The sequence below is a fragment of the Synechococcus sp. H60.1 genome (assembly GCF_047462335.1).
In the GTDB taxonomy this organism is placed as follows: Bacteria; Cyanobacteriota; Cyanobacteriia; order Thermostichales; family Thermostichaceae; genus Thermostichus.
In genome coordinates, this window is the sequence record NZ_JANSJA010000042.1 from 1 (window position 1) to 1,721 (window position 1,721).

At 44.5% G+C, this 1,721-nt stretch carries 1 protein-coding gene; it reads right to left on the reverse strand.

Going from position 1 to position 1,721, the window contains the following annotated elements:
• Nucleotides 1–167: 167 nt before the first annotated feature.
• The gene (locus NW852_RS02245; RefSeq protein WP_414366838.1) at nt 168–1,472 is read right to left on the reverse strand and encodes a hypothetical protein; all 1,305 of its coding nucleotides are present in this window, start codon (nt 1,470–1,472) and stop codon (nt 168–170) included.
• Nucleotides 1,473–1,721: the final 249 nt, after the last annotated feature.

Sequence of the window (1,721 nt, forward strand, 5' to 3'; positions counted from 1 at the left end):
ATCCCTACGGATCGGGATCCCGGCTGGATCGGGAAGTTCGGCTGGCCATTTTGGGCAAGGCGGGCAGCACGCCCATGCCGGCTTTTGCCGAGGATCCCTGGTGGTGTGTGGAGCAGGCTGTCAAAATTGTGGCTTGAGCTAATGCGCTTGGGTGCCTTTCAGATTTCTCAAAGATGACTTTTTAGGATCCCCTCAAAGGTAGCCTCAACCTCATCAACGCTGATGACTGATAAACGATAGAGGGAAGATAGGCTGGTTCTTACATCTTGGCTGGCATCAGTTAAAACCATGAAAACTTGGTTTTTCTGGAGACCAAGGTCAGAAGCAATCTTGGAGTACTTCTGTACTTTGTCTTGGTACTCGCCTGTCTTTGATTCCACCCAGTAGAATTGATCGTTAATATGAAAGAAAAGATCCATTTCAAACTTATCTCCATTCGGCAAAGTAACTTGAGCATTTGTTATGTAAGAGAAATCAATTTTTCCAGCTTGACTTGCAGCAAGGCAGATCAGCTTATCCCTAACGTATCTCTCTAGCCATTTTCCTGAGAGAAAATTTAGTGCTTGGGGCGACCTACTGGGTCTTGCTACCAACAGATACCTGGGTGCCTTAAAGTATCTGTACTCTTCTAAAAATGCGATTCCGTGTAACTCTTTGGCAACCTGGCAAGTTGAGCTGATTACTTGTTGAGGCTCGTCTTTAAGGTTTATTGAGAAAGAGTTTCCGCTATTCATATTTGATTTAATCATTCTATAGAATCTTTTAATCAAAGAATATCGATTGCCCATAAAGGCAGCTATTTGATCTAATTTTTCCTCTTTTTCTTTCACATCTATGCTTTTGATTTTTACGTTTTTTGAGCTTAAGAATGATTCTATCTTTGATACGTCGACCTCTAATATACCGGCGGCAGCGATCTCCTCTTTATCTCTCGGTACATCGTCTGTTAGCCTAGGCTCTGGTGTTTCATGACTGGCAACCTGCTCATTCTGAGAGCTCTGATCTGTAGTTTGGGATATCTCTAATCTGGGAGAACTTTGGATAGCAATCTGTAGTCGCTGATAAATATCTTTAGTTTCTTTCACTAGGTTTTCCAGGATGGCTCGCTGATCGTTTAGCTGCTCATTATGTTCGGAAAACTTTACAGATATAGCCTGCAGAAGATCCCTACTCCAACTTTGCAGCAAATCTTGGTGACTATCTACAAGACGAGATCTAAGCCCTTTGAGATCGGCTTGAGTAGCCTGTAACTTCCGAGAAATCTCGTCTGCCAATCCTTCGACCAGTTTGGTTAAGGTTTTGTTGGCGTTGTTGAGTTCTTGGCTGTGTTGCCTTAAGTGTGAAGATATCTCTCTAATGATCTCTTGTTTCCAGATTTCCGGTCTAGGACTGACCTTGTAATGGCGAGCAACGTAAACACCCAATGAGAAACCAACAGCCACCCCAATTAATAAAACCAAAACGAAGTCCATTAGATTCGCTCCTGACCCCTGTTGTTACTTCTCGTTTAAGTTAACTAGGTTACTCGCTTGTTTCAAGATTCTCAGGCGAGGTGAGCGAATTTTCAAGAAGAGGCGTATCTTGTCCCGAAGAGCCGAGCAGGGATCCCAGCCAGCCCTGCTGGAGCGCTTTCTGGGTGGGAGTGAGTTGCGGCAACGCTTCGAGGGTGTAAACATCCGGGCGGGGTGGATCCAAGGGGATCCAGAAGTGTTTCAACTGAT

Coding starts and splice junctions, on each gene's coding strand:
- NW852_RS02245 (WP_414366838.1), bottom strand. CDS start 1,472: ATGGACTTCGTTTTGGTTTTATTAATTGGGGTGGCTGTTGGTTTCTCA.